General features: G+C 66.4%; 25 protein-coding genes and 1 tRNA gene. 8 read left to right on the forward strand and 18 right to left on the reverse strand.

Annotated elements, in window-relative coordinates; translation table 11 throughout:
• The first annotated feature begins 71 nt into the window (after window positions 1-71).
• Window positions 72-2,159 carry a polynucleotide kinase-phosphatase gene (locus tag BDW16_RS09200; RefSeq protein ID WP_066578838.1) on the forward strand — a complete coding sequence of 696 codons (2,088 nt, stop codon included), beginning with the start codon at window positions 72-74 and terminating at the stop codon, window positions 2,157-2,159.
• Here the strand turns inward: BDW16_RS09200 and BDW16_RS09205 are convergent.
• Together BDW16_RS09205 and BDW16_RS09210 are read right to left on the reverse strand one after the other, a co-directional pair.
• Window positions 2,102-3,127 (reverse strand): tyrosine-type recombinase/integrase, encoded by a 1,026-nt coding sequence (locus tag BDW16_RS09205; RefSeq protein WP_083954323.1) that lies wholly within the window; start codon window positions 3,125-3,127, stop codon window positions 2,102-2,104. The genes BDW16_RS09200 and BDW16_RS09205 overlap by 58 nt on opposite strands.
• Before the next feature lie 141 nt (window positions 3,128-3,268).
• Window positions 3,269-3,359, reverse strand: a tRNA-Ser gene (locus BDW16_RS09210).
• A gap of 86 nt (window positions 3,360-3,445) precedes the next feature.
• On the opposite strand from BDW16_RS09210, the gene BDW16_RS09215 reads away from it, so the two are divergent.
• The gene (locus tag BDW16_RS09215) at window positions 3,446-4,300 is read left to right on the forward strand and encodes a peptidylprolyl isomerase (protein WP_066578841.1); all 855 of its coding nucleotides are present in this window, start codon (window positions 3,446-3,448) and stop codon (window positions 4,298-4,300) included.
• Here BDW16_RS09215 and BDW16_RS09220 read toward each other — a convergent pair.
• Genes BDW16_RS09220 through BDW16_RS09235 form a run of 4 tightly spaced genes read right to left on the reverse strand, consistent with a single transcriptional unit; the run spans window position 4,297 to window position 7,821 of the window.
• On the reverse strand, window positions 4,297-4,911 hold the full coding sequence (locus tag BDW16_RS09220) for an ABC-type transport auxiliary lipoprotein family protein (protein WP_066578844.1): 615 nt from the start codon (window positions 4,909-4,911) through the stop codon (window positions 4,297-4,299). The genes BDW16_RS09215 and BDW16_RS09220 overlap by 4 nt on opposite strands.
• A gap of 2 nt (window positions 4,912-4,913) precedes the next feature.
• Window positions 4,914-5,885, reverse strand: a complete 972-nt coding sequence (locus BDW16_RS09225) for an MlaD family protein (protein WP_066578850.1) — start codon at window positions 5,883-5,885, stop codon at window positions 4,914-4,916.
• A gap of 8 nt (window positions 5,886-5,893) precedes the next feature.
• A complete protein-coding gene (locus BDW16_RS09230; protein ID WP_066579102.1) occupies window positions 5,894-6,715 on the reverse strand; it encodes an ABC transporter ATP-binding protein in 822 nt (273 codons plus the stop codon).
• Window positions 6,715-7,821 (reverse strand): ABC transporter permease, encoded by a 1,107-nt coding sequence (locus tag BDW16_RS09235; RefSeq protein WP_066579105.1) that lies wholly within the window; start codon window positions 7,819-7,821, stop codon window positions 6,715-6,717. Before BDW16_RS09235 ends, BDW16_RS09230 begins: the two co-directional genes overlap by 1 nt.
• A gap of 97 nt (window positions 7,822-7,918) precedes the next feature.
• Here BDW16_RS09235 and BDW16_RS09240 point away from each other — a divergent pair, with 97 nt between their 5' ends.
• Window positions 7,919-8,593, forward strand: a complete 675-nt coding sequence (locus tag BDW16_RS09240; RefSeq protein ID WP_066578853.1) for an HAD family hydrolase — start codon at window positions 7,919-7,921, stop codon at window positions 8,591-8,593.
• A 25-nt stretch (window positions 8,594-8,618) separates the two neighbouring features.
• Here BDW16_RS09240 and BDW16_RS09245 read toward each other — a convergent pair whose 3' ends face one another.
• Window positions 8,619-8,945, reverse strand: coding sequence for a hypothetical protein (locus BDW16_RS09245; protein WP_066578855.1), 327 nt, complete (start codon window positions 8,943-8,945; stop codon window positions 8,619-8,621).
• Between the two features lie 606 nt (window positions 8,946-9,551).
• On the opposite strand from BDW16_RS09245, the gene BDW16_RS09250 reads away from it, so the two are divergent.
• Complete coding sequence (locus tag BDW16_RS09250; protein ID WP_157926337.1) at window positions 9,552-10,010, forward strand: ASCH domain-containing protein; 459 nt, start codon at window positions 9,552-9,554, stop codon at window positions 10,008-10,010.
• Window positions 10,011-10,018: 8 nt separating this feature from the next.
• Here the strand turns inward: BDW16_RS09250 and BDW16_RS09255 are convergent, their stop codons facing one another.
• The 3 genes from BDW16_RS09255 to BDW16_RS09265 form a co-directional block, all read right to left on the reverse strand.
• The gene (locus tag BDW16_RS09255; RefSeq protein ID WP_066579108.1) at window positions 10,019-11,224 is read right to left on the reverse strand and encodes a DUF445 domain-containing protein; all 1,206 of its coding nucleotides are present in this window, start codon (window positions 11,222-11,224) and stop codon (window positions 10,019-10,021) included.
• A 130-nt stretch (window positions 11,225-11,354) separates the two neighbouring features.
• Window positions 11,355-14,489, reverse strand: coding sequence for an efflux RND transporter permease subunit (locus tag BDW16_RS09260; protein ID WP_066578857.1), 3,135 nt, complete (start codon window positions 14,487-14,489; stop codon window positions 11,355-11,357).
• A 21-nt stretch (window positions 14,490-14,510) separates the two neighbouring features.
• On the reverse strand, window positions 14,511-15,719 hold the full coding sequence (locus BDW16_RS09265) for an efflux RND transporter periplasmic adaptor subunit (RefSeq protein WP_066578859.1): 1,209 nt from the start codon (window positions 15,717-15,719) through the stop codon (window positions 14,511-14,513).
• A gap of 265 nt (window positions 15,720-15,984) precedes the next feature.
• Here BDW16_RS09265 and BDW16_RS09270 point away from each other — a divergent pair, with 265 nt between their 5' ends.
• Both BDW16_RS09270 and BDW16_RS09275 read left to right on the forward strand, forming a co-directional pair.
• Entirely contained in the window at window positions 15,985-16,245 is a 261-nt protein-coding gene (locus BDW16_RS09270; protein WP_066578862.1) for a GlsB/YeaQ/YmgE family stress response membrane protein, read from the forward strand.
• 99 nt (window positions 16,246-16,344) lie between these two features.
• Window positions 16,345-17,049, forward strand: coding sequence for an SIMPL domain-containing protein (locus tag BDW16_RS09275; RefSeq protein WP_174532061.1), 705 nt, complete (start codon window positions 16,345-16,347; stop codon window positions 17,047-17,049).
• Window positions 17,050-17,151: 102 nt separating this feature from the next.
• On the opposite strand, the gene BDW16_RS09280 is transcribed toward BDW16_RS09275, so the two are convergent.
• The 3 genes from BDW16_RS09280 to BDW16_RS09290 all read right to left on the reverse strand — a co-directional run bounded on the left by BDW16_RS09280 (window position 17,152) and on the right by BDW16_RS09290 (window position 18,206).
• The gene (locus tag BDW16_RS09280; RefSeq protein WP_066578866.1) at window positions 17,152-17,415 is read right to left on the reverse strand and encodes a GlsB/YeaQ/YmgE family stress response membrane protein; all 264 of its coding nucleotides are present in this window, start codon (window positions 17,413-17,415) and stop codon (window positions 17,152-17,154) included.
• 130 nt (window positions 17,416-17,545) lie between these two features.
• Complete coding sequence (gene sciP / locus BDW16_RS09285) at window positions 17,546-17,845, reverse strand: CtrA inhibitor SciP (protein WP_066578869.1); 300 nt, start codon at window positions 17,843-17,845, stop codon at window positions 17,546-17,548.
• A 100-nt stretch (window positions 17,846-17,945) separates the two neighbouring features.
• Entirely contained in the window at window positions 17,946-18,206 is a 261-nt protein-coding gene (locus tag BDW16_RS09290) for a hypothetical protein (RefSeq protein ID WP_307695227.1), read from the reverse strand.
• Window positions 18,207-18,315: 109 nt separating this feature from the next.
• Here BDW16_RS09290 and mnmA point away from each other — a divergent pair, with 109 nt between their 5' ends.
• Complete coding sequence (gene mnmA / locus BDW16_RS09295; protein WP_066578875.1) at window positions 18,316-19,425, forward strand: tRNA 2-thiouridine(34) synthase MnmA; 1,110 nt, start codon at window positions 18,316-18,318, stop codon at window positions 19,423-19,425.
• A 322-nt stretch (window positions 19,426-19,747) separates the two neighbouring features.
• Here mnmA and BDW16_RS09300 read toward each other — a convergent pair whose 3' ends face one another.
• The 5 genes from BDW16_RS09300 to BDW16_RS09320 are packed head-to-tail and all read right to left on the reverse strand — an operon-like array spanning window position 19,748 to window position 23,867.
• Window positions 19,748-20,425, reverse strand: a complete 678-nt coding sequence (locus tag BDW16_RS09300) for a GNAT family N-acetyltransferase (RefSeq protein ID WP_241230559.1) — start codon at window positions 20,423-20,425, stop codon at window positions 19,748-19,750.
• A complete protein-coding gene (locus BDW16_RS09305) occupies window positions 20,422-21,213 on the reverse strand; it encodes a PhzF family phenazine biosynthesis protein (RefSeq protein ID WP_066578882.1) in 792 nt (263 codons plus the stop codon). Before BDW16_RS09305 ends, BDW16_RS09300 begins: the two co-directional genes overlap by 4 nt.
• Before the next feature lie 2 nt (window positions 21,214-21,215).
• Window positions 21,216-22,133, reverse strand: coding sequence for a cation diffusion facilitator family transporter (locus BDW16_RS09310; protein ID WP_066578883.1), 918 nt, complete (start codon window positions 22,131-22,133; stop codon window positions 21,216-21,218).
• Complete coding sequence (gene pdxH, locus BDW16_RS09315; RefSeq protein WP_066579112.1) at window positions 22,130-22,708, reverse strand: pyridoxamine 5'-phosphate oxidase; 579 nt, start codon at window positions 22,706-22,708, stop codon at window positions 22,130-22,132. The genes BDW16_RS09310 and pdxH overlap by 4 nt, the downstream gene beginning before the upstream one ends.
• A 40-nt stretch (window positions 22,709-22,748) precedes the next feature.
• On the reverse strand, window positions 22,749-23,867 hold the full coding sequence (locus BDW16_RS09320) for a glycoside hydrolase family 130 protein (protein WP_066578884.1): 1,119 nt from the start codon (window positions 23,865-23,867) through the stop codon (window positions 22,749-22,751).
• Window positions 23,868-24,001: 134 nt separating this feature from the next.
• On the opposite strand from BDW16_RS09320, the gene BDW16_RS09325 reads away from it, so the two are divergent.
• The gene (locus BDW16_RS09325; protein ID WP_066578885.1) at window positions 24,002-25,051 is read left to right on the forward strand and encodes a LacI family DNA-binding transcriptional regulator; all 1,050 of its coding nucleotides are present in this window, start codon (window positions 24,002-24,004) and stop codon (window positions 25,049-25,051) included.
• The last annotated feature ends 68 nt before the right edge of the window (window positions 25,052-25,119 follow it).

Here is a 25,119-nt window from a genome sequence, read left to right on the forward strand (position 1 = left end):
TAAAGATAGTTGAGGCTGGCAACAAGGCCGTCCTGAGCTTGTTGTTGATATCGAGGCCACGTTGAAAGGTGATGCCAGCGGAGGCTCCGGCCGCCCACAACTGGTCTGCATGGGTCGTGCGCACGCGGCTGTGGACCGATCGCCGCGAAGAGACCGGCCCGTTCGATATCATCGGTGACGTGCACGGCTGCGCCGATGAGCTCGAGACGCTGCTCGGCGAGCTCGGCTATGCCGTGACCTGGAACGGCAAGGAGGTGACGGTCACGCCGCCCGAAGGCCGTCGCGTGGTCTTTGTAGGCGACCTCGTTGACCGTGGCCCGCGTTCACCCGACGTGCTGCGCATCGCGAAGCACATGGTCGACGCCGGCACCGGCATGGTCGTCGTCGGCAACCATGACGACAAGCTCAAGCGTCATCTCGATGGTCGCAACGTCAAGGTCAGCCATGGGCTCGCCGAGACGATCGAGCAGCTTGCCCAGGAGCCGCCCGAGTTCGCGGCCGAGATGCGCAAATGGCTCGACAGCCTGATCAGCCACTATGTGCTCGACGGCGGCAAGCTGGTCGTCGCCCACGCGGGGCTCAAGGAGGAGATGCAAGGCCGCGCTTCTGGCGCGGTGCGCAGCTTCTGCATGTATGGCGAGACCACCGGCGAGATCGACGAGTTCGGCCTGCCGGTGCGTTGGGACTGGGCCGCGGACTACAAGGGCAAGGCGAAGGTCGTTTACGGACATACACCCGTGCTCGAGGCGAACTGGGTCAACGGCACGATCTGCATCGACACCGGTTGCGTGTTCGGCGGAAAGCTGACTGCGTTGCGCTATCCCGAGCTCGACCTGGTCGAGGTGCCCGCGCAGCGCACCTATTACGAGCCGATCCGGCCGTTGGCATCGCCGGCGGCGGATACCGGCATGGCGCCGAACCAGCTCAACCTCTCCGACGTGCTCGGCAAGCAGGTCATCGAGACGCGACACTATCATCATGTCACGGTGCGCGAGGAGAACGCCGCGGCCGCGCTTGAGGTGATGAGTCGCTATGCGGTCGATCCGCGCTGGCTGATTCACCTGCCGCCGACCATGTCGCCGGCGGAGACCAGCGCACAGGATGGTTGGCTGGAGCGCCCCGAGGAAGCCTTTGCCTATTACGGCAGCAAAGGCGTGCGGACGCTGGTGGCTGAAGAAAAGCACATGGGGTCCCGCGGGCTGATCGTGTTGTCGCGGACGCAGGAGGCGGCTGCGAAGCGGTTCGGCGTGCATGACGGCGCGCGCGGCGTGATCGTCACGCGCACCGGACGGCGCTTCTTCAACGACGCCGAGCTGGAAGCGGCGGCCCTGCATCGCCTCGACCTGGCAATGGAAACATCGGGGCTCTGGTCAGAGCTCGATAGCGACTGGGTGCTTTGGGACGCCGAGATCCTGCCGTGGAGCATGAAGGCAGGGTCGCTGGTGCGTGGACAATATGCCGCGGTGGGATCGGCGGCGATCGCCGGGTTGAGCGCGCTCGACACGGCGCTCGCGGCAACTCGGGCGCGTGGTGTGCCGATAGACGAGCTCGCGACCGCAACCGCGGCGCGCCTCGACGACGCGACACGCTATCGCGCGGCTTATAACCGCTATGTCGCGCCCTTCGCCGGGATCGAGGATCTACGGATCGCCCCGTTCCACCTGCTCGCGAGCGAAGCCGCGGTACACGACAGCAAGGATCATCTCTGGCACATGGCGGCCGCGCACCGTCTGGCCGCGGCCGATCCCGCATTGCTGCTGGCGACGCAATATCGCCGGATCGATCTCGACGAGCCGGCACAGGTGGCTGACGCGATCGCATGGTGGGAGGCGATGACCGCCGGCGGCGGCGAAGGCATGGTGGTCAAGCCGTTGGACTTTGTGGCGCGTGGGCAGAAGGGACTACTCCAGCCCGCCATCAAATGCCGCGGCCGGGAGTATCTGCAGATCATCTACGGCCCCCACTATGATCGCCCGGAGAACCTCGAACGGCTGAAGAAGCGCGGCGTGGGGCACAAGCGCTCCATGGCGCTTCGCGAATTCGCGCTGGGGCTGGAAGCGCTGCATCGCTTCGTGGAGCACGCACCCCTGACGCGGGTGCATCAATGCGTGTTCGGCGTGCTGGCGATGGAGAGCGAGCCGGTCGATCCGCGGTTGTAATAGCGATGGCCCCTCCGGAGCCGGGCCAGCGATTGCGGACTTTGGCCAGCCAGATTCATGCCGCCAGTGGTTCGAACTTGGCCAGCAAACACGAGGTCGCTGATCCCGGCTTTATACGTCTGGGCGCGTTCGAATACGGCGACGGCCTGCGGCGACAGCGGCACGATATGGACCCTACCCATTTTCATGCGTGCAGCTGGGATGGTCCCTAGGGCGGCTTTCAGATCAAGCTCCGCCCAGGTCGCGCCGCGGATCTCTCCCGATCGGGTGGCGGTCAAAATGAGCGCTTCCAACGCAAGCCGCCCGACGGATTCACGTTCTCCAAGCTTTTCGACGAAAGCCGGAACGTCGGCATAGGGCATAGCGGCAAAATGGCCGTCCTTCTTGGGCTGGCGAGGCAATCCTTTGGAAAGCGACCGCATCGGCGCTTCGGTGGCCCGAAACCCTTTGGCGCAAGCCCAATCGAGAACCGTGCCAATACGTTGCCGTACTCGCCTCGCAGTCTCTGGCTTGGACAGCCAGATCGGGATCAGCACCTCTCGAATCGCTGGCCCCTCGATCTTATCGACGGTCAGGTCGCCAATCTTGGGAAAGGCGTAGATCGTTAGGATCGCAATCCACTGGTTCTGATGCTTGCCGTTCTTCCACGCCTTTTCATGCTCTTCATGAACCAATTTGGCCGCTTCGCGGAACGTCGGGATAGCCTGGCGCTCCTGCTTGCGTTCTGCGACCGGATCGATTCCTTGCGCGATTCTCTGCCGCGTGGCGAAGGCCGCATCGCGTGCATCCTTCAGAGAAACCGACTTTGTCGAGCCCAGCCCGATATCCTGTCGTTTTCCATTATTCTGGATGCGGAGAATCCAGCTGGCGGCTCCTTTGCCATTGATCTCGAGGAATAGTCCGTCGCCGTCGGAGTATCGGCCGGGTTCGGTCAGAGACCGGATTTTGGCCGCAGTGAGCTTTCCCATGGCATCCCGCCTCATTCCTCCCCACACTTTGTGTGAGATCGTGTCGGATTGAGTGAAACGCAGCGGGACGAGAAAACCGCCGATTTCTGCGGCTTTCTAGCAGATTCTAGGGAGTTTGGCGACCCCTTCAAAGGGCGCCGGTGGCGGAGCGGGAGGGATTCGAACCCTCGATACGCTTTTGACGTATACTCACTTTCCAGGCGAGCGCCTTCGACCACTCGGCCACCGCTCCGCATGCCAGGAACGCGCTGCCCTAGTGGCTTGCGGCGATCATCGCAAGCGTTGCGCGCAACCGGCCGTCGTGCCAGCCTGCGCGCCATGCTGACGCTCGCTCTCGCGCTCGCCCTTCAGGCCACTCCTGCCGCGGCACCCAAGCCGTCCGATCCGCTGCCCGCGGACTGGAAGCCGGTGCCCGACGACGAGCTGCTGGTGATGACGCTTGCGGGCGACCGGCGCGTCTATATCCGCCTTGCGCCGCGCTACACGCCGGTGCACGCCGCCAACATCCGCAAGCTCGCCGCGGCGCGCTGGTGGGATGGCGAGAGCGTCTATCGGGTCCACGACAATTATGTCGTGCAATGGGGGGATCCGACCGAGAAGAAGCCGCTGCCCGCGGGCGTGATCGCGCAGCCGCCCGCCGAATATGACTGGCCGGTCTATGATGCGGTGACGAAGCTTACCCGCAGCGACCCCTATTCGACCGCCACGGGCCACAGCGCCGATGGCTGGCCGCTCGCCACCGACGGCAAGGTCGCCTGGCTTCCGCATTGCTACGCCATGGTCGGCGTGGCGCGCGATCTGGCGCCCAGTACCGGGAGCGGCGGCGATCTCTATGTGGTAATCGGCCATGGCCCGCGCCATCTCGACCGCAACATCGCGATCGTCGGCCGCGTGCTCGAGGGGATCGAGCATCTCTCGTCGCTCCCGCGCGGCACCGAAGGCGGGCTTGGCCTCTACAAGGACAAGCGCCAGCACGTGCCGATCGTCAGCGTCCGCCTCGCCAGCGACCTGCCCGCCGCGGAACGCCCGCATTTCCAGTATCGCGCCGCGGACAATGCGCGCTTCGCGGCATGGGTGAAGGCGCGCGAGAATCGCGAACCGCCCTTCTTCAACCTGCCTTCAGGCGGCGCCGATATCTGCAATGCGATGCCGCCGGTGCGCCGGACGCCTTAGCGCCCGACCCAGTCGGCAACCTGCCCCGCAACCTGATTGGCCGCGCGGTTGAGCGCGGTGCCGGCGGATGCCGCATCGATCGCGGCGACGGGCACGCGCGCCTCGAAGCGGCGGCGCTCGAAAGCCTGCGGTGCGCGAGCGCCATTGGCGTCCGCCGGGCGATCGCGCGCCAGCGTCGCGTCGAACGTCACGACAGCCTCATTGGTCGTGGCGTCGATCCCGAAGGTGCGCAACTCGCCGCCCAGCCGAGCGCCCGGATCGGAGAAGGATTGGCGCAGGCTGAGCACGACCCGTCCGGTCCGCGCCGAAACCGTATCCGACAGGAGCCGCGCGAACAGGCGGCTGGGCGGCTCGACCCAGTGCGCGTCCTTGAGATAGGCAATGTTGGTCGCGTTCGACTGCACCGGCACCCGCGCCACCGCCAGCTCCTGCGGCACGTTGAGCGCGGCGATGCTGATCGACCTGGCAGTCGCCGAGCTCACCGTTTCGCCCACCGCGATCGACGCGTCGGGGGTGAGGGTGAGCAGCGACGGGGGCGCCTCGGCGCCGAAGCGGATGCAACCGCCCAAGGCCAGCACAAGCGCGAGAGGGGCGAGCTTTTTCATCGTCATGCTCACTTCTTTCTGGGTTCATAGTCGGGCAGCTTGGGTCCGCCGATCAGCGATCCGGCGCCGCCGCGATCAACCTTCTCGGCCACCGACTGCAGCGCGATCGCCATCTGGCGCAGGTCCTGGATCAGCTGGTTCACCTCGGGGATGGTCTGCGTCGAAACCTGGTCGAGCCCCGCATCGGCCTTGCCCAGCGTGCGCTCCAGCGCCTTCATGCTGCCGTCGGCCGAGGCGATCGCCTTGCGCAGATCCTTCATCGCCGGGCCGACCTCGTTCGCCAGCACCTGATCGGTCGTGCCCGACAGCTTTCCGATCTGTTCGGCCGCGAAGCCGGCCTGCTTCACCGTGTTGCGCAGCTCGCCGATCGCGGCGCGCAGGTCGGGCGCACCCTTCGCGAGCTCAGCGGTCATCTTGTCGGTATTCTCGAGGATGCCCGCGATCGACGCCTGATTGCGGTCCGACAGCAACTCGGTCAGCCGCTCGGTCAGCGTCGACAGCCGCTCGAGCAGCCGCGGCGCAGTGTTGAGCAGCGCGCCGAGCCCGCCCTGCTTGGTCGGGATCACCGGCACGCCGAGCGGGCAGACGCTGCGCGGATTGACCTCGGGGCACTCGATCGCCGGCGCGCCCTTGACCGCGCCGTCGAGCTGGATCTGGCTGACCCCGGTGAAGCCCACGCCCTGGATGGTCGCGGTAGTACCCTGAAGGATCGGCACTTCGCGGTTCACCGCGATCCGCACGCGCACCAGGCTGGGGTCGGGCGGGAACAGCGCGATCTCCTTGACCTGCCCCGCCGGCACGCCCGAAAAGGCGACCGACGATCCCTTGGCGATGCCATCGACCGCCTGCTTGAAGAAGATGTCATACTCCTTCTCCGCGGCGGTGTTGAGCCGCGCGAGCCACACGGTGAACAGCGCCAGCACGGCGAGCAGGATCAGTACCACCGCACCGACCAGCACATGATTTGACCGGGTTTCCATCTAGTGCCTCATGTCGCCCTGGCCTCCGCGCGTTCCACGCTGCTGACTGCGGCGCGGCCGCGCGGGCCGTTGAAATATTCCTGGATCCAGGGATGATCCAGCGCGAGCAGTTCGTCGATGGTGCCGACCGCGATCACGTGCTTGTCCGCCAGCACCGCCACCCGGTCGCAGATCGCATAGAGCGTGTCGAGATCGTGGGTGATCAGGAACACCGTCAGCCCAAGGGTGCGCTGCAATGCCAGGGTCAGCTCGTCGAACGCCGCCGCACCGATCGGGTCGAGCCCCGCCGTCGGCTCGTCGAGGAACAGCAGTTCGGGGTCGAGCGCCAGGCTGCGGGCAAGGCCCGCGCGCTTCTTCATGCCCCCCGAAAGCTCGGCCGGGTATTTCGGCCCGGCATCCGACGGCAGCCCGGTCATCACCACCTTGTACGCCGCGATCTCGTCGAGCAGCGCCTGGTCGAACGCCGGGTAGAATTCCTTGAGCGGAACCTGCACATTCTCGGCCACGGTCAGGGTCGAGAACAGCGCGCCGCCCTGGAACAGCACGCCCCAGCGCTTGCGCAGCTCGATTGCCTCCTCGGTATTGAGATGCTGCACATCCTCGCCGAACACTTCGATCGATCCGGCATCGGGCTCCTGCAGGCCGATGATCGAGCGCATCAGCACCGACTTGCCGGTGCCCGATCCGCCGACCACGCCCAGGATTTCGCCCTGCCGCACGTCGAGGTCGAGTCCCTCGTGCACCACCTGCTCGCCAAAGCTGTTGCGCAGGCCGCGCACGCGGATGACCGCCTCGCCATCGAAGATCGGCCCAGTGGAACCGGGGTTCATCAGTTCCACCCCACTTCGGTGAAGAACACGGCGAAGAATGCGTCGAGCACGATCACCAGGAAGATCGCCTGCACCACCGCGGTGGTGGTGCGCGTGCCGACCTGTTCGGCGTCGCTCTCCACCTGCATTCCCTGATAGCAGCCGGCGATGGCGATGATCGCGGCGAACACCGGCGCCTTGACCAGCCCGACATAGAGATCGGTGATCGGAACCACCTCACGCAGCCGCTGGACGAAAGTGATTGGCGGAATATCGAGCGAGATCCAGCAGAGCAGCCCGCCGCCGATCATCGCGATGACCGATGAGTAGAAGCCGAGCAGCGGCAGCATGACCACCGCCGCGATCACGCGCGGCAGCACCAGAGCCTCCATCGGATTGACGCCGATGGTGCGCATCGCGTCGATTTCCTCGGTCAGCTTCATCGTGCCGAGCTGCGCCGCAAAGGCCGATCCCGATCGTCCCGCGACCATGATCGCGGTCATCAGGATGCCGAGCTCGCGCAGCGTCAGCCGCCCGAGCAGGTTGATCGTGTACACCTCGGCACCGAACTGGCGCAGCTGCACCGCCCCCTGTTGTGCGATGACGATGCCGATCAGGAAGCTCATCAGGCCGATGATGCCGAGCGCGGTCACGCCCACCACCTCGAACCGGTGGACGGTGGCGTGGAAGCGGAAGCTGCGCGGGTTGAGCAGCACGCGGCCGAACGCCATCGCGGTCGCGCCCATGAAGCCGAGCAGGCCGTACAGCGTCCGGAACGCCTGAATCACCGCCTCGCCGATCTCGGCGAGCAGGCGCTTGAAGGTGCCGAGCTGGCCCGGGCGCATCTCGACCGGCCGGTCGGCGCCCGCGACCTGATCGAACAGATGCTGCGAATCCGTGCCCAGCCCCGAGACCGCCGCGTCGTGATCGCGCGCGAAGCGATGGATCAGCCAGGCGCCGACCGTGTCGATCCGGTCGATCCCGCTCATATCGAGCCGCGCGACGGGCCCGTTCACTGCGGCAAGCCGCTCGGGCAGGTCGCCGATCGAACGCAGCGACAGATTGCCGCTGAAGCGGAGCGTGCCCCCATCGGCCGCATCGTGCTGGAAGTCGGCTGGCGCGCTCATCCGCTCATCCATGGTTTATTCGGGCTGGTACGGCAAGCGCTTGCCTTTACAGATGTTTCGTCCTCGACCCAATCCCGGAAGCGCGCTGAAGGTTCCGATGCGAAGTGTTGCAATTTATGACATGGACAAGACGATCACGCGAAAGGCGACCTGGACGCCCTTCCTGATCCATGCCGCGATGGCGCGTGCGCCCTGGCGGCTGGCGCTGCTGCCCGCGGCCGGAATCGCATCGCTCCTGTACCTCGCCAGGGCGATCGACCGCGCCTGGCTCAAGGAAGTCACCCACCGGTTGATGCTCGGCCGCACCATCCCGCCCGCCGATCTGGAAGCGGTGGCACAGGCCTTCGCGGACAGCGTCGCTGCGTCCAACATGTTCGCCGACGCACGCAAGCGAGTCGAAGCCGATCGCGCAGCGGGCTGGGAGCCCGTGCTCGCGACCGCGAGCCATGGCTATTACGCCCGTGCGATCGCCGCGCGGCTCGGCATCGCCCAGGTGATCGCGACCGAGGCGCGGCGCGACGCGGACGGCAACGTCCTCGCCGGGATCGAGGGCGAGAATTGCTACGGCCCGGCCAAGCTCCGGCTGATCGAGGCATGGATGGCGCGCGAAGGGCTCACCCGGAGCGATCTCCGCATCCGCTTCTACAGCGATCATGTCTCCGACGCCCCGGTGCTCGAATGGGCCGACGAGCCGTTCGCGGTCAACGCACACGGGCCGCTGCGCAAGCTGGCGGCGGCGAAGGGTTGGACGGTGCTGGACTGGGAGGGATAGGACGGGGCGGGGGCTCCGGCGGCATTCAATCGCTGAACGCCACGCCCCCCATACCTCTGCCCGCTGCTTTCTCGAGAAGCTGCCGCATGTCATCGAAAGCAGCGCACCCCCGCTGACTTCCATATGGGTCCGAACCCTTTGCCAGGAAGGTTTCCAGCAGGAGTCTCGTCTGCGCCGGCGTCAGGATCGAATCCCGGAAGTATGGAAGGTCAGCGCCGGCCTGCCGGCCCCTTTCGAACAGGATCGCAAGCGAACGATGCGCATCGAGGTCGATGGACCCTGCGAACTCCAGATGATCAGGGTCCACGGGTACGGAGGTCATCGACGGCGGTGCGAAATAGATGTCCAGCATGATCTGTCAGTCTAGCGGTTCGATCGGCTCCGTCGATGGGCCGCCGGCTCGCCCGGCCCTGCGATGGCGTCCGGGGTCGAAGCGATCCGCGCCCGATTGACCGTGCCGAGAAGCTTTGAAACACTCATTGCTCCTGCAAAGGGAGAAGCGAACATGGTTGAACCGAAAAGGGGCTATCTGAAGACGCTTATGGCGGCGGGATCATTGCTTGCCGCGACCATTGTAAGCACGCAGGCAGTCGCCCAACTGCCGAACAGATGCGTGGCTCATACGATCGCAAGGTGCAAGGCAGGCTGGGCGCAGCAAGGCTATCCCAGTCTCGTGGCCTGCACGAACGATCAGATTCAATTCTGCCCCCCTGAAACGAGCGGCGGGGGCGGCATCGGCTTCTGGATTTGCCGAGAAGTAGGCGATGGAAACGTCACCTGCGAGTATATGGGGTAGAACCACGCCTTGATCCGTGATGCAGGATGCCACGGCGCTGCTATCCTGCATCACGACAGCGTATGGATCGCGCGGCGCTCTCGACCCGACGACATCGCTTCCCCTCCATACGGGTTCAGGCGCGCCATTGAGCAGCGCTCTTCATACTGTTAGCGGATGTACATGCTTGCTTCCCCATCCGCGCTTTGGCGGCGCTACCGCGAAATCGATCCGGCCGCTCCGGCGGAAGCATCCGCCGTCTTCCATTTCTGCGACAATCAGGAGGACGCCGATATCTGCGCCGACCTCGTCGCCGCGGGACGCAAGCGCGCGACCGCGTCCTCGCTGGCGGAACTCGACAGCGCCGGGCTCCCGCTGCCGAAGACCGGGGACTATTCGATCATCACCGGCTGGAACGGTGAAGCGCGCGCGGTGATCCGGACCACATCGGTCGACATCCGCAGGTTCGCCGACGTCGATGCGGACTTTGCGCGCACCGAAGGCGAGGGCGACCTGACGCTTGAATGGTGGCGCGCCGCCCACCGGGCCTATTATGAGCGCGTGCTGGCGGGCAGCGGCTACACCGTCGACGACGATCTGCTGATCGCGTGCGAACGATTCGAGGTCGTGCTGCTGGCCTGAGCCTGCCCCTACAGCACCGTGTGCAGCGTGTGGATGATGAGGCCGACCAGTCCCCCGACCAGCGTACCGTTGATGCGGATATATTGCAGGTCCTGCCCGACCGCATTCTCCAGCCGCCCGGTGATCGTGCGCGCATCCCAGCCGCGCACCGTGTCGGACACCAGCCGCACGATGCCGTCGCCGTAATCGGCGGCGGTGCCTACCGCGGCACGGCGGACGAAGCGGTTGATCATGTGCGCAAGCCGCGGGTCGCTCTGCAACGTCGTTCCCAGCTGGCGCAACGCGTCGCCAAGCTTACCGGCCAGCGCCGCGTCGGGATCGCGCGCCACCCGCAGCAACGCCGCGCGGCCCTGTTCCCACATCCCCTCGATCCAGCGGGCGAGTGCGGGATTGTCGAGCAGGTCGGCCTTGAATTCCTCGACCTTCATCCGCGTCGGAATGTCGAACTGGAGGTCGAAGGCAAGCTTCTCCAGCCCCTCCTCGACCTTGGCGCGCAGCGGATGGCCGGGGTCTTCGGCGACGTCGGCGACGAGCTTGTAGAGGCCGTCGATGATCGCGTTGGCCAAAGTCTCGTCTAGCCCGGTCCAGCGCATGATCGTGCCGGCGCGCTCGTGCACCATCTTGCGGATCAGCGCTTCGTTCTGGTCCACCACCTTGGCGAGCCAGCGCAACGTGCCGTCCATCAGCGGGGTATGGCGGCCCTCGGCGATAGCCGCGCCCAGCGCCTGCCCCATCAGCGGGGCGATGTCGGTCTGGCGCAGGCGGGTTGCGACGGCGCTCTTGATCATGCCGCCAAGCTGTTCCTGATCGAGCGATTCGAGCAGGCTCGCCGCCATGCGCGATGCGCCGCGGCGCAGGCGGCCCGAGCTTTCGGGGGGCTGCGCCAGCCATTTGCCCGCCGCGCCTGCGACATCGACCCCGCTCATCCGCCGCGCGACCACGCGCGGCACCAGGAAATTGTCGCGCAGGAAATTGGCGAGCGCGGTGGCGATCCGTTCCTTGTTGCGCGGGATGATGGCGGTGTGCGGGATGGGCAGGCCGAGCGGATGACGGAACAGGGCAGTGACCGCGAACCAGTCGGCAAGGCCGCCGACCATCGCCGCCTCGGCAAAGGCCCGGACGAACCCCGCGGCCGGATGGATCGGCTCGTACTGCCGCGCCGCGAGATAGACCGCGGCCATCGCCACCAGCAGGCCGGTCGCGATGAAACGCATGCGCCGCAAACCCGGCGGAGCGGGCTCGCGGCGCAAGCGGCCATTGAGCAGGGGGGCGGCGCGCGCGCGGCCCGAAAACGCGCGGGGAGACGGGTTCATGCCCGCAACAATCCCCCCGCGCGCAATTGGTTCACTCGGCAGGCTGGGTACCCTCCCCGCCCTGATGGCCAAGACGGCCCTGCTGCTCGATCGCGGCGCCGCCCTGCGGGCCATGCTCGTCGCCGGGGGTGTAGGTGAGCAGACGGCGGCGCAGGCGCGGCCCCATCCACTTCTCGACCCCGATCGCCAGGCTGAAGCTTGCCGGAACGATCAGCAGCGTCAGGATGGTCGACAGGATCAGGCCGCCGATCACGGTGACGCCCATCGGCGCACGCCAGGCAGCATCGCCCGACAGCGCGATCGCCGTCGGCACCATGCCGGCCACCATCGCCACCGTGGTCATCACGATGGGCTGGGCGCGCTTATGCCCGGCGTCGGCGATCGCCGTCATCTTGTCGACGCCCTTCTCCATCTCCTCGATCGCGAAGTCGATCAGCAGGATCGAGTTCTTGGCGACGATGCCGAGCAGCATCAGGATGCCGATATAGACCGGCATCGAGATCGGCTGACCCGCGATCCACAGCGCCAGCAGCCCGCCCAAGGGGGCGAGCAGCAGCGATCCCATGTTCACCAGCGGCGAGACGAAGCGGCGATAGAGCAGCACCAGCACCGCGAAGACGAGGAAGATACCCGCCACCACCGCGATGATGAAGTTCTGGATCATCTCGGCCTGCCATTTGGCGGCGCCGACCTCGAGCTTGCCGACGCCGAGCGGCAGGTTCTTCATCGTGGGCAGGGCGTCGATCTGCTTCATCGCATCGCCGCTGACCACGCCGGGGGCAAGGTCGGCACCGATCATGATGCGGCGCTGCTTGTTGATCCGGTCGATGCGGGTCGGACCCGCCCCGAAGCCGATATCGGCGACGAGGCTGAGCGGCACCGATCCGCCCGACTGGGTCTGCACGGGCAGATTCTGGATCGTCGACAGCTTGGCGCGCGCATCCTCTTCCAGCGCGACGCGGATCGGGATCTGACGGTCTGAAAGCGAGAAGCGCGCGCTGTTCTGGTCGATATCGCCCAGCGTCGCGATGCGGATCGCGCTCGAGAGCGCGGCGGTGGTGACGCCGAGATTGGCGGCGAGATCCATCCGCGGACGGATCACGATCTCCGGCCGCTGAAGATCGCCCGACACGCGCGGCGCAACGATGATCTTGAGGCCTTCCATCTCCTCGACGATCTTCTGCGCGGTGCGGGTCAGCAGCGCCGGATCCTCGCCGCCCAGCGTGATCGTGAGCGCGCGGCCCGATCCGCCCCAGCCCTGCTGGTTGCGGAACGACACGCGGGCGTCGGGGATGGCGGCGAGCGCGGGCGTCATGCGGCGCTCGAACTCGTCGCTCTTGAAGTCGCGCTCGTCGGCCAGCATCGCGGTGACGCGGCCGTTGCCGACGAATGCACGCGAATAGGTGTTCTCGACGCCCTCCTGCGCGGCGAGCAGATCGCGGACGCGATCGACCACCGCCTTGCTTTGCTCGAGCGTGGTGCCGGGCACCATCTCGATCGTCGCGGTCACCGCATCCTGGTCCAGATTGGGCTGGAAGGTCTTGGGCAGGATGGCGAAGAACATCACCGTCAGCGCGAGGCTGACAATGCCTCCCACGATCGCCGACCACCGGTGACGCAACGTCCAGTGCAAAATCTTCATATACTGGTCCATCATCCACCCTTCCCCATGGGTGGCGTGACCCTTCGCCTTGAGGAAATAGGCAGCGATCATCGGCGAGATAAGGCGCGCGACGGCAAGGCTCATCAGCACCGCCGCGACGACGGTGAGGCCGAAATTCTTGAAGAACTGGCCCGAAATGCCCGGCATCATGCCGACGGGCAGGAACACCGCGACAATCGACATGGTGGTCGCGACCACCGCGACGCCGATCTCGTCGGCCGCGTCGATCGATGCCTGATAGGCGGTCTTGCCCATGCGCATGTGGCGGACGATGTTCTCGATCTCGACGATCGCGTCATCGACCAGCACACCCGCCACCAGGCTGAGCGCGAGCAGCGTCATCTGGTTTAGGTTGAAGCCGAGCAGCTCCATGAAGAAGAAGGTCGGGATCGCCGAGAGCGGGATTGCGAGGCCGGAGATCAGCGTCGCGCGCCAGTCGCGCAGGAACAGGAACACCACGATCAGCGCGAGGACCGACCCCTCGATCAGCGCCCACAGCGCGGATTCATACTGGGATTCGGCATATTCGGTGTTGTTGAACAACACTTCGAAACGCACCTTGGGATTGCGCTCCTGAAGTTGCTTGAGCTTCTTTTCCGCCTCGTGGAAGACCGCGACATCCGACGCGCCCTTGCCGCGCTTGATGTCGAAGGCAAGCACTTGCTGCCCGTTCCATTCGGCCGAGCTGCGCAGCTCGGCATAGAGGTCCTTGACCTGCGCGATGTCGGACAGGCGCACGGTGCGGCCGCCGCCGATCGCGATCTGGGTCTGGCCGAGCGCGTGCGCATTGGCAGCGTTGCCGAGCACGCGGACCGACTGTTCGGTACCCGAAATCTCCGCGCGTCCGCCCGCGGCGTTGAGGTTCACCTGGCGCAGCTGCTGGTTCACCTGACTCGCGGTGAGCCCATAGGACTGGACCTTGGCGGGATCGAGGATCACGCGGATCTCGCGGCTGACGCCACCGACGCGATCGACCGCGGTCAGGCCGGAAACCGACAGCAGCTCCTTCGCCACCGTATTGTCGACATACCAGGAGAGCTCCTCCATCGTCATGTCGGTGGCGATGGCGGTGAAGCTGGCGATGTCGTTGTCGGTGGTGTTGGCGCGGAACACCTGCGGCTCGAGAATGCCGTCGGGCAGGTCGCCGCGAATCTGGTTGATCGCTTCGCGCACATCGTTGACCGCACGGTCGATCGGCGTGCCGATGTCGAGCTGGATGACCGTGGTCGAGTTGCCCTCGGTCACGTTCGATTCGATCTGGTCGATGCCCTGCAATGCACGCACCGCAGACTCGACGCGCTGGGTGATCTGCGTCTCGAGCTCGGTCGGCGCCGCGCCCGGCTGGCTGATCGTGACGATCGCGATCGGGAAATCGATATCCGGATCGTTGTTCACATCCATCCGGAAGAAGCTGACGAAACCCGCGATCGTCAACGCGATGAACAGCACGATCGGCGGAACCGGGTTCCGGATCGACCAGGCCGAGATGTTGCGAAAGCCCATGATCTAGTCCTTAAGTCCGCGTCACCGCTGCAGCTTCGTCAGGTTCGGCTTCACCTTCTGCCCCGGATTGAGGAAGGCGCCCGCGGTCAGCACGACACGCTCGGTGCCCTGCAGGCCGCTGGTAATCGCCACGCCGGCGTCGGAAACGTCGCCGGTGGTGATTGCACGGCGCTCGGCCTCGTCCTTGGCATTGAGGACATAGACGAAATTGCCCTTGGAATCGCTCTGGATCGCCGATTGCGGCAGCATCGGTGCAACCTCGCCGCCCGAATGAATGCTCGCGCTGGCGAATCCGCCGGGGCGCAGCGCCTTGTTGTAGGGCAACGCGACGCGCGCGATGCCCTGGCGCGTCTGCGGATCGATCACCGGCGACACCTGCCACACCTGGCCAGCGAACTTCTCGGCAGTGCCGACCGGCGTCACATCGACGCGCGCACCAACCGGAACGCGCTGCAGATCGGCTTCGCTCAGCTGCACGCGCATCTCGAACTGTCCGCCCTGCGCGACCCGGAACAGCGTGCCCGAACCCGCGCTGACGATCTGCCCCGGCTCGACCGTGCGCGTCAGGACCAGTCCGGCCGCAGGCGAACGGATATCGAGCCGGCGGTTGCGCGCGGCGGTTTCCGAATGCTGCGCCTGGGCGACACGGACGCGCGCCGCCGCGGCATCGCGGGTTGCGGTCTTGCGATCGATATCGGCCTTGGAGACGAAGCCGCGCGCGACGAGCTGCTTGGCGCGGTCGAGCTCAGCCTGCGCGATGCCGAGATCGGCCTGCGCGACGCGGATGTTGGCAGCCTGCGACTGCGCAGTCTGCGACTGGACCGAACGATCGACGGTCGCGAGCACCTGTCCGGCGGCGACCCAGTCGCCCGGCTCGACCAGCACGCGCGTTACCTCGCCCCCTTCGCCCGCAACGCCGACCGGCATTTCGCGGCGCGCCGCGAGCGAGCCGGTGCCGCTGATCACGCGATCGACTTCCTGACGACCGGGGACGGCGACACTCACCACCGGAAGCTGGCGACCACCGCCTTCACCCCCGGCGCCCTTGGCAGCCGCGGCGGACTTCTCGCCATCCGCCTTGCCGGAGGCGAACGCAAACCAGGCGCCAGCGAGCACGGCGAGCGCGATCAGCCCACCGATAATCCACCAGCGCCGACGCGACCGCACTTCCCCTTCACCGGCAATCGCCAGCTGCTCGTCCCTGCCAAACATCCGTGCCTCATAGTTCATGCGCGACCCCTTCCCCGGCCTAGACGGCCTGCGCGGGCCATTTCCGTCGCGCTGTATTATCTGAATAAATCACCGGCCTCAAGAGCCGTCGTCACCCCACCCGGATCAGTGCCGGACTCACTGCCCGTTTTCGTCTTGTTCCGCAAGGGGACAGGCCGTGAACCCATGCTGCGGCGCACGGTCGAATCGGGGTTTGCAGCGCCCGCATCCTCAGGCAAGTTCCCGCGCGGCTTCCCCGGCGGAAGCCGCAAAACAGGAGGAAAGCATGCCCGACGGTATTATCGGTTGGATCCTCATTGGCCTGGTTGCAGGCGCTCTTGGCAAGCTGATCATGCCCGGCAAGGATCCGGGCGGCATCATCGTTACCATCCTGATCGGTATCGCGGGCGCATTGCTCGCCGCTTTCATCGCGCCGGCCATCGGCATCAGCCTGACCGGCAAGTTCGCCAGCTATATCGCCGCCACGATCGGTGCGGTCGTGCTGCTGGCACTGTATCGGGTCGTCATCGCCCGCCGGGCAGCCTGATTACGGGTTCACCTTTTTGGGTCCGTTCAGCTTTCGTTGTTCCGCCGACCGTTAGCGCGGCGGAACAACAAGCTGGAAAGGCCCCATTGAATGGTTCGAATGCTGACTCTCGCGGCCGTTGCCGCCGCGCTTCCCCTGACCGCAGCCGCGCAGGTGGCAGCGCCGGGTGCGTCCATGTCTGACGGCACCCTGCTTGATGTCGTCGCCGAGGGCGAGGCGACTCGCGTTCCCGACATTGCCACGATCCGTGCCGGCGTGGTGACGCAGGCGCCGACCGCGGCCGCCGCGCTCGCAGCCAACGCGACACAGATGAAGAGTGTGATCGCCGCGCTCAACGCCGCGGGCGTCGCCGACCGCGACGTGCAGACGGCGAACATCTCGCTCAACCCGCAATATCGCTATGCGGACAACCAGCCGCCGGTGATCACCGGCTACCAGGCGTCGAACACCGTCTCGGTCAAGTTCCGCGACATCGCGAAGAGCGGCAATATCCTCGACGCGCTGGTCAAGCAGGGCGCGAACCAGATCGACGGACCCAATCTCTCGATCGATCAGATCGAAGCTGCGCAGGACGAGGCGCGGACCGATGCGGTCAAGCGCGCCCGCGCCCGCGCCGACCTCTATGCCCGTGCGCTCGGGATGCGGGTCGAGCGGCTGGTGTCGCTGAGCGAAGGCAATGACGGCGGCATGCCCGGCCCGATGCCGGTGATGATGGCCCGCGCCGAAGCCAAGGATTCGACCCAGTTGATTCCGGGCGAGCAGCGCGTCGGCGTCACCGTCCGCGTGCGCTTCCTGCTCAAGTAGAACAGAAAGGGCCGCCCGGTCGCCGGGCGGCCCTTTGCTCTCTCATGCGGTTCAGCGCGGATGAACCGCAGGCGGTATCTGCCCGCTACCGCACTCGATACATCAGCGTACCGATCCCCGGCGGACCAGGTTCACGATCGCCAGCAGGATGATCGCGCCGACCAGCGACACGATGAAGCTGTACACCGTCACCCCGCTGTTGATCGATCCGCCGCTGAAGATCAGCCCGCCGATAAACGCGCCGACGATACCCACAACGATGTTGAGCAGGATGCCCTGCTGCGCATCGGTCCGCATCACCAGGCTGGCAAGCCAGCCTACGACACCGCCAACCACCAGCCACACGATGATTCCGACGAGGTCCATGATTTTCCTCCATCTTTTGCACCCGCCTCGCTGCGGGGCCTGCGAAGGGAAGACTCGCCAGAGCCTAAAATGGTTCCGCCCGCGTTTCGAGGCGCGGGCGGATGGGAGAACTCGAATGGCGGTTATGCGGTCAGTATTTCTGCTGCCGCTCGTACAGTGAACGATAATGCTGGATGCGCGTGACGCGCAGCCCTGGCATGCCCGACCGGTCGATCGCGCGCTGCCAGCCGGCAAATTCCTCGACAGTGAGACCATAGCGGTCGCACACTTCGTCAACGGTGAGCAGTCCGCCATTGACGGCCGCGACCACCTCGGCCTTGCGGCGAACCACCCAACGGGTCGTTTCGGGCGGCGGCAGTGTGTCGAGCGTCAACGGCTCTCCGAGCGGTCCGATCACCTTTGCCGGGCGGATCTTCTGGTTTTCAATCATTACCTACCTCGATCAGGGCGGGGGGTCCCCGTCTTTGTTCTGTAACGACCATAGTCGTCCCGGCTTGAGCATCGGCTAAGCGGCACGGTAAACGCCGCCTTCATTGCTCTTTCCAGCCGGTTAGCGCGGTGTTTGCCGAAGCAGTCAGCACGACTTCCACGGCGCGGTTGAACGCACCGTGCACCGGAGTCAGCAGCGCACCGGCCGGCAAGGGCCGGTCGAGCGCCGCCTGAAGCTGTGCGGTCGGACTCGCCGCCTGACGCGCGACGATGCCAACCATCAGCACCGCGAGTTCGGTGGGGATGGCGGTCATCACCGCGACGTCCCGGTCGAATCGGAAGCTCAGGTCCACGTACGCCACTCACCTTGAGGTCGAATCCACCCATTTTGGATAAGGCCGAAGGTTGAAGGGGGAGTAAACGCCGGCGCTTTTTTGCATCCGGGCCTGCAAATCCCTATGTGGCGGCGCGATGACCGGACCCGATTTTCAGTTGAGCGGACCGCTTGAGAAGCGGCGGATCGTCGTCGCCATGTCGGGCGGCGTCGATTCCTCGGTGGTGGCCGCGCTCGCCGCGCGCACCGGCGCGGAGACGATCGGCGTCACCCTCCAGCTCTACGACCATGGCGAAGCGACCGGCCGCTCCGGAAGCTGCTGTGCCGGCCGCGACATCCGCGACGCCCGCGCCGTGTGCGACCGGCTCGGCATCGCGCATTATGTATTCGACCATGAAAGCAGCTTCCGCGAGCAGGTGATCGACGATTTCGCCGACGAGTATCTCGCCGGGCGCACCCCGATCCCGTGCGTCAAGTGCAACATGGGGCCCAAGTTCACCGATCTGTTCGCGCTCGCCCGCGATCTGGGCGCCGATTGCCTCGCCACCGGCCATTATGTGCAGCGCGTGGTCGGGCCGGAGGGTCCGGAGCTGCACAAGGGCGCCGATCCCGCGCGCGACCAGAGCTATTTCCTGTTCGCCACTACGCGCGACCAGCTCGATTTCCTGCGCTTCCCGCTGGGCGCGATGCCCAAGGCACGCGTACGCGAGATCGCGGCCGAGATCGGACTGGGTGTCGCAGCCAAGCCCGACAGCCAGGACATCTGCTTCGTCCCCGACCGCGACTATGCGCGGCTGGTGAAGAAGCTGCGGCCCGAGGCCGATACGGCGGGCAAGATCGTCGATGAGGCTGGCAACGTGCTGGGCGAGCATCGCGGCCTGATCCATTTTACCGTCGGCCAGCGCCGCGGGCTCGAGATCGGCGGCAGCCCCGAGCCGCTCTACGTCATCCGCCTCGACCCCGAGCGCCGCGAGGTCGTGGTGGGGCCCAAGGCCGCGCTCGCCGTCCGCGCCGCGCGGATCGAGGGGATCAACTGGCTCGGCGGAAGCTATGACGGGCCGATGACCGCCAAGGTCCGCTCGATGGCCAGGCCCGCCCCGGCGCGGATGGAAGGCGGCCGCGTGGTGTTCGACACGCCCGAATATGGCGTCGCCCCCGGTCAGGCCGCGGTGCTCTATGCCGGCGAGCGGGTGCTGGGCGGCGGCTGGATCAGAGAAACCGAGCGGGCGGAGCTGGTAGCGGTCTGAGAAGAGCGGCGCTTCACGAGCAGATCGTCATCCCGGCACCGGGCGGGGATGACGGAGAAGCCGGATGACCGCCATCGACCCCATAGTGGACATTCCTCCACCTCCACTTTGGCTGCCCGGCTTGCAATGTTGGAATTGGTTTGCTTGCATCGACCCGCCATATGGCGGCCGCTCTTTGATTGCGTTGATTCCCCGGGTTCAATGAGATCCCCTGACCGCCGCGGACAAAGGCAACAAAGTTGACAGAATAAATCGGGTTTCCCGCAACTTCGTCAACTTCGTCAACTTCGCGGCAGCTTGCTGCCCGCCGGAGACGACCGATTCACTTCTGCCGCTCCAGAAACGTCGCGATCACCTCACGCCGCACGCGAAACCCCAGTTTCTCGTACAGCGCGATCACGCCCAAATTACTGGCATAGCTGTGCAGGAACGGCGTCTCGCCGCGCGCGACGATGCGGTCCATCACGACGCGCATCAGCTTGCCTGCCAGCCCGCGGCCGCGCCAGTCGGGGTGGGTGCACACCGCGCTGACTTCGGTCAGGCCCGGCGCGCGCATCCGCTCGCCCGACATGGCGACAAGCTGGCCGTCGATGCGCACGCCGATGAACGCGCCAAGCCGGTGCGTCGCTTCCACGAACGGCCCCGGTTCGGTCAGTGTGGCAAGCGCGAGCATCTCGGGCGCGTCGGCATCGCCAAGGTCGAGATAGTCGACCGGCTCGGCAGTCGCCGGACGCTCAAGCACCATCTGCGCCAGCATCGCCCGCTTCAACACCGTCAGACCCGGCGGAACCGGAGTCTCCGCGCCCTCGACCGTCGCGATCTTGCCGCCCGGCGGGACCAGCGCGGCAAGCGCGGCCAGTGCCTCGGGCGTGTCATCGGCCGCAGCTGCAAGAAGGTTGATTTCCGGACGATAGCGCAGCGCCAATGGGCCGCCAGCGGCGAACCGTGCCTGCCGCCCGCTCAGCGCCGTCCAGACAGGACGATCGAGCGGGTGGCTCACAGCGTGAACACCCCTTCGATCACCGTGACGCATGTGCCGCGCAGGATCGCATCGTCGCCCGCCGCCTCGCAATCGAGATAGCCGCCGCGCTTGCTCGCCTGGAATGCGGTGAAGCGGTTGCGCCCCAGCCGTTCGGCCCAATAGGGGATCAGGACGCTGTGCGCCGAGCCGGTGACAGGGTCCTCGTCGATCCCCGCAGCGGGCGCGAAGACGCGGCTGATGATGTCCGTCCCGTCGCCCGGCGCGGTCACGATGTTGAGCGTGTCACCCAGCGCCGCAAGCGCGCGGAAGTCGGGCGCAAGCGCACGCACCGTCTCGGCGCTCTCCAGCACGGTCAGGTCATAACCCTTGGGATGATGCAGCACCGTGCCGTGCGATACGCCCAGCGCTTCGAGCAGACCGGGGATATCGGCGGGCCCGGCCGGATAGGCGGGCAGCGCCAGCGCATAGCCCTCCCCTTCGCGCGTCACCGTCAGGATACCCGCCTTGCGGGTTCGGAAGCGCACCTGCTCCAGCGCGGGATCGCGCGTCAGCAGATAATGGCCGCTCGCCAGCGTCGCATGACCGCACAGCGCGATCTCGACCGTCGGCGTGAACCAGCGCAGTTCCCAATCGGCCTCGCCGCTCGCATCGCGCACGATGAAGGCGGTTTCGGCGAGGTTGTTCTCTTCGGCGATCGCCTGCAGCACATCGTCGTCCAGCCAGGTGTCGAGCGGCATCACCCCCGCCTGATTGCCGGTGAAGGGGCGGTCGGCAAAGGCATCGATCTGGGCAAAGGGAAGCTGCATCGTCACGCTTTCAACTGTTCGATCTCGTCGGTCTCGCGCAGGGCGTTCCCGGGATGATCGACATGCCCCGCCGGATCGACATGGATCAGGATTTCGGTGCCGGGGAATGCCGCTTCAAGCCGGGCTTCGAGATTTTCCACCAGCGCATGCGCGTCGCTGACCGATGTCGTGCCTGGCAGGGCGATGTGGAACTGCGCAAAATCCTGCGATCCGCTGGTGCGGGTACGCAGATCGTGAAGGCTTTCGAGGCCCGGCTCGCGCGCAGCGACCTCGACAAAGGCACGACGCTTCTCATCGGGCCATTCGCGGTCCATCAACTGCGCGATCGCCTCGCTCGCTCCGCGCCACGCACCCCATAGCAGCCACGCGGCGATGGCGATGCCGAACAGCGGATCGGCACCAGTGAGGGCGAGATACTGGTCCGACACCAGCGCCGCGATCACTGCGGCATTGAGCAGCAGGTCCGACTGATAGTGCAGCCGGTCGGTCTTGATCGCCACCGATCCGGTCGCTGCGATCGCGCGGCGCTGATAGGCGGTGAGCAACAGCGTTACGACGATCGCCGCGATCGATACCGCGATCCCCGATTCGGCATCCGCCGCGACATCGCCCGAACTCAGCCGCTGCACCGCACGCACCGCGATCAGGCAAGCGGAGACCGAGATCAGCACAACCTGGAACAGTGCCGCCAGCGCCTCCGCCTTGCCATGACCGAAGCGATGTTCGGCATCGGCGGGCTGCGCGGCGATATGCACCCCGGCCAGTGTCACCAGCGAGGCGACCAGATCGAGCAGGCTGTCGGCAAGGCTGGCGAGCATCGCCACCGATCCCGTGCGCCACGCCGCCCAGGCCTTGAGCGCACCGAGCAGCACCGCCGCACAGACGCTGGCAATCGCGGCCCGGCGGGCAAGATTGCTCACGGGTAAAGCAGCCCTTCGCTCCAGCCGTCGGCGATGCGAGTGAAGACGCGGCGCTCGTGAAGCCGGTGCTCGCGATCCTGCCAGAATTCGATGCGCTGCGGCGTCACGCGATAGCCGCCCCAATGCGGCGGGCGCGGCACATCCTGCCCGTCGAACCGCGCGCGCATCGCTTCGTACCGCGCCTCGAAAGTCGCACGATCGGCCAGCGGGCGCGACTGGTCGCTCGCCCAGGCGCCCAGCTGCGAATCCCGGCTGCGGCTGGCGAAATAAGCGTCGGATTCGGCGTCGCTTGCAAGGCTCACCGCCCCCTCGATCCGGATCTGCCGGCGCAGGGATTTCCAGTGGAACAGCAACGCGGCCTTGGGCACCGCCGCCAGTTCGCCCGCCTTGCGGCCCTCGCGGTTGGTGTAGAAGACGAAGCCGTCCGGGCCATGGCCCTTGAGCAGCACCATGCGTACCGAAGGCTGCCCTGCGGCGTCCACCGTCGCCAGCGCCATGGCGTTCGAATCGTTCGGCTCGGTCGCCCGGGCCTCGGCATACCATTGATCGAACAGGGCAAAGGGATCGGTCGTCATATGCGGCTTCATAGCCAATCGTCGCGCGCGGCGGGAGGGGTCAGGCGAACATGGACTTGGGAATATGCGTGATCCGGCACGCGAGGTCCGCCTCGCCCGATGCCACGACATAGTGGTCGCCCGCATCAGCGATGCCGGTCGTGAACACCACGTCATGGATGTACATGCGATCGGCGAGCGGTGCGGTGAGGTCGGGGCTGGCCTCGAGCAGAGGCGCTGCACTGGTCTGCAGGGTGATCGAAGGGTCGTCGCGGTGGAGCAGCGACCAATAGGTGCGGTAGATGCCGACCACCTCCTTGGGCTCGACCCCGTGCCACAAGGTCAGCCAGCCGCGCGGCGTCAGGATCGGCGGCGCGCCCCCGCCGATCCGAGCGGTCGCCACGCTTCCCGCACGCGGACGGATGCCGGGCGCCAGATACGGCTTCCAGTGCCGTCCGTCGGGCGAGGTGGCGAGGTTGATCGACGGCCCCGCTCGCCACGCGCTGCCAGGCGGATAGGCGAAGTACAGGTCGCCCAGCGGCCGGGTTTGCGCCCAATACCGCTCGCCCGGCTTGCCTTCGAAGATCAGCATGTCCTTGTTCTGGTGATCGAGCACCACGCCCTCGAACCGCCAGTCGAAACCGTCGTCCGAAGCGTAGAGCGTGGTCGAATGCCGCTCCGGGCTGACCGAGCAGGTCGTCATCAGCCACTCATCGCCGACCCGGCTGATTCGCGCATCCTCGATGCCGTAGCATTGCACATCGTTCTGCGGCGCGATCGCCCGGTCATAATGAACCGCAACCACCTCCAGCCCGTCCACCGACAACTCCACCGGCAACAGCCACGACAGCGAGGTCAGCGCCATGACCTTCCAGCCCCCGCCATGCAGCATGAACTTGCGCGGATCGGCGGTATCGACGAGGTCGAGCGGCCAGGCGTCGAGGACGTAGCGGCCATCCTGCCAGCGGATCGCATGAGCGTGCCCATCGCGAACCGGCTCGCGCAGCGCCTCGGCGACACGCACCATCATCAGCAGATTGCCGTTGGGGAGCCGCATCAGCCCCGGGTTGAACGCACCAAGCACATAGGTTTCGGCATCGAGCTGCCCGGCGAGCGGCGAATGCGCCAGATCCACGTCCGCCGGGCCGAAGACCAGCCGGTCGATCGCGAAGCGGGTCATGCGACGGTATCCGGCATGGGCGGCTCCTTTGCTGCACGTCTCACCTCAAGCCGCCACATCGCCCCAGGTTCCATTCCGGGCCGCCCGATTGCAATGTCCGCATCGCACCCATATCCCGTGCGCGGGAGATTTGGATGAGCCGTTCGACACGCAAGACCATGGGCGGCGTTACCGTACAGGATGTGGCGCGCGCCGCAGGCGTTTCCGCGATGACCGTGTCACGCGTGATGAATGGCGGCACCAATGTGCGCGCCGACACGCGCAAGGCGGTCCTCGCCGCGGTCGATCAGCTCGATTACCGCCCGAATGCCGCCGCGCGCTCGCTCGCGGCGGGCGGCATCGCCCAGATCGGCCTGCTCTACGCCAATCCGTCGGCAGGCTATCTCAGCCAGTTCCTGATCGGCGCGCTGGAGACGGCGCGCCGCGCGGGCAGCCACCTCGTGCTCGAAGCCTGCGAGGACGATAGCCCCCAGGCAGAGGCGGAGGCGGTGCGCCAGCTGATCGATGCCCGGGTGCGCGGCGTGGTGCTTCCGCCGCCGCTCTCCGAATCCGCGGTCGTACGCACCGCGCTCGCCCAGGCCGGGATTCCCTGGGCGGCGATCGCGATGGGATCGCAGGAAGCGGGGACGCTCAACGTCCGGATCGACGATTTCGAGGCCGCACGCGCAATCACCCGCCATCTGATCGAGCTCGGCCATCGCGAGATCGGTTTCATCAGGGGTCATCCCAATCAGGTCGCGAGCGCCGAACGGCACCGCGGCTTCGTCGCGGCGCTGGAGGAAGCAGGGATCGACCCCGCATCCGCACGGATCGAGCAAGGGCTGTTCACCTATCGCTCGGGCATCGACGCCGCCGAGCGCATCCTCGCCGCGTCCGGCGCACCGACCGCGATCTTCGCGTCGAACGATGACATGGCCGCCGCGGCGGTCGGGGTCGCGCATCGACACGGACTGCACGTGCCCGGCGACCTCAGCATCGTCGGCTTCGACGATACCGCCATCGCGACCAGCATCTGGCCAGCGCTCACCACCATCCGCCAGCCGATCTCCGCAATGGCCGAGGCCGCGATCACCATGTTGCTGCGCCGCCTGCGCGAACGCCCCGGCGAGGCCGAAGCGACCGAGGAAGAGGTGCTGCCCTACGAACTCGTGCTGCGCGAATCCGCCGGACCGCGAACCCGCTAGTTTACGCTTGCCGGTGCGCAGCCGCGGCGGCATTAGTTACCGCTAACAGCGCATATCGAGACGCTGTC

This window comes from Sphingomonas koreensis (genome assembly GCF_002797435.1).
In the GTDB taxonomy this organism is placed as follows: domain Bacteria; phylum Pseudomonadota; class Alphaproteobacteria; order Sphingomonadales; family Sphingomonadaceae; genus Sphingomonas; species Sphingomonas koreensis.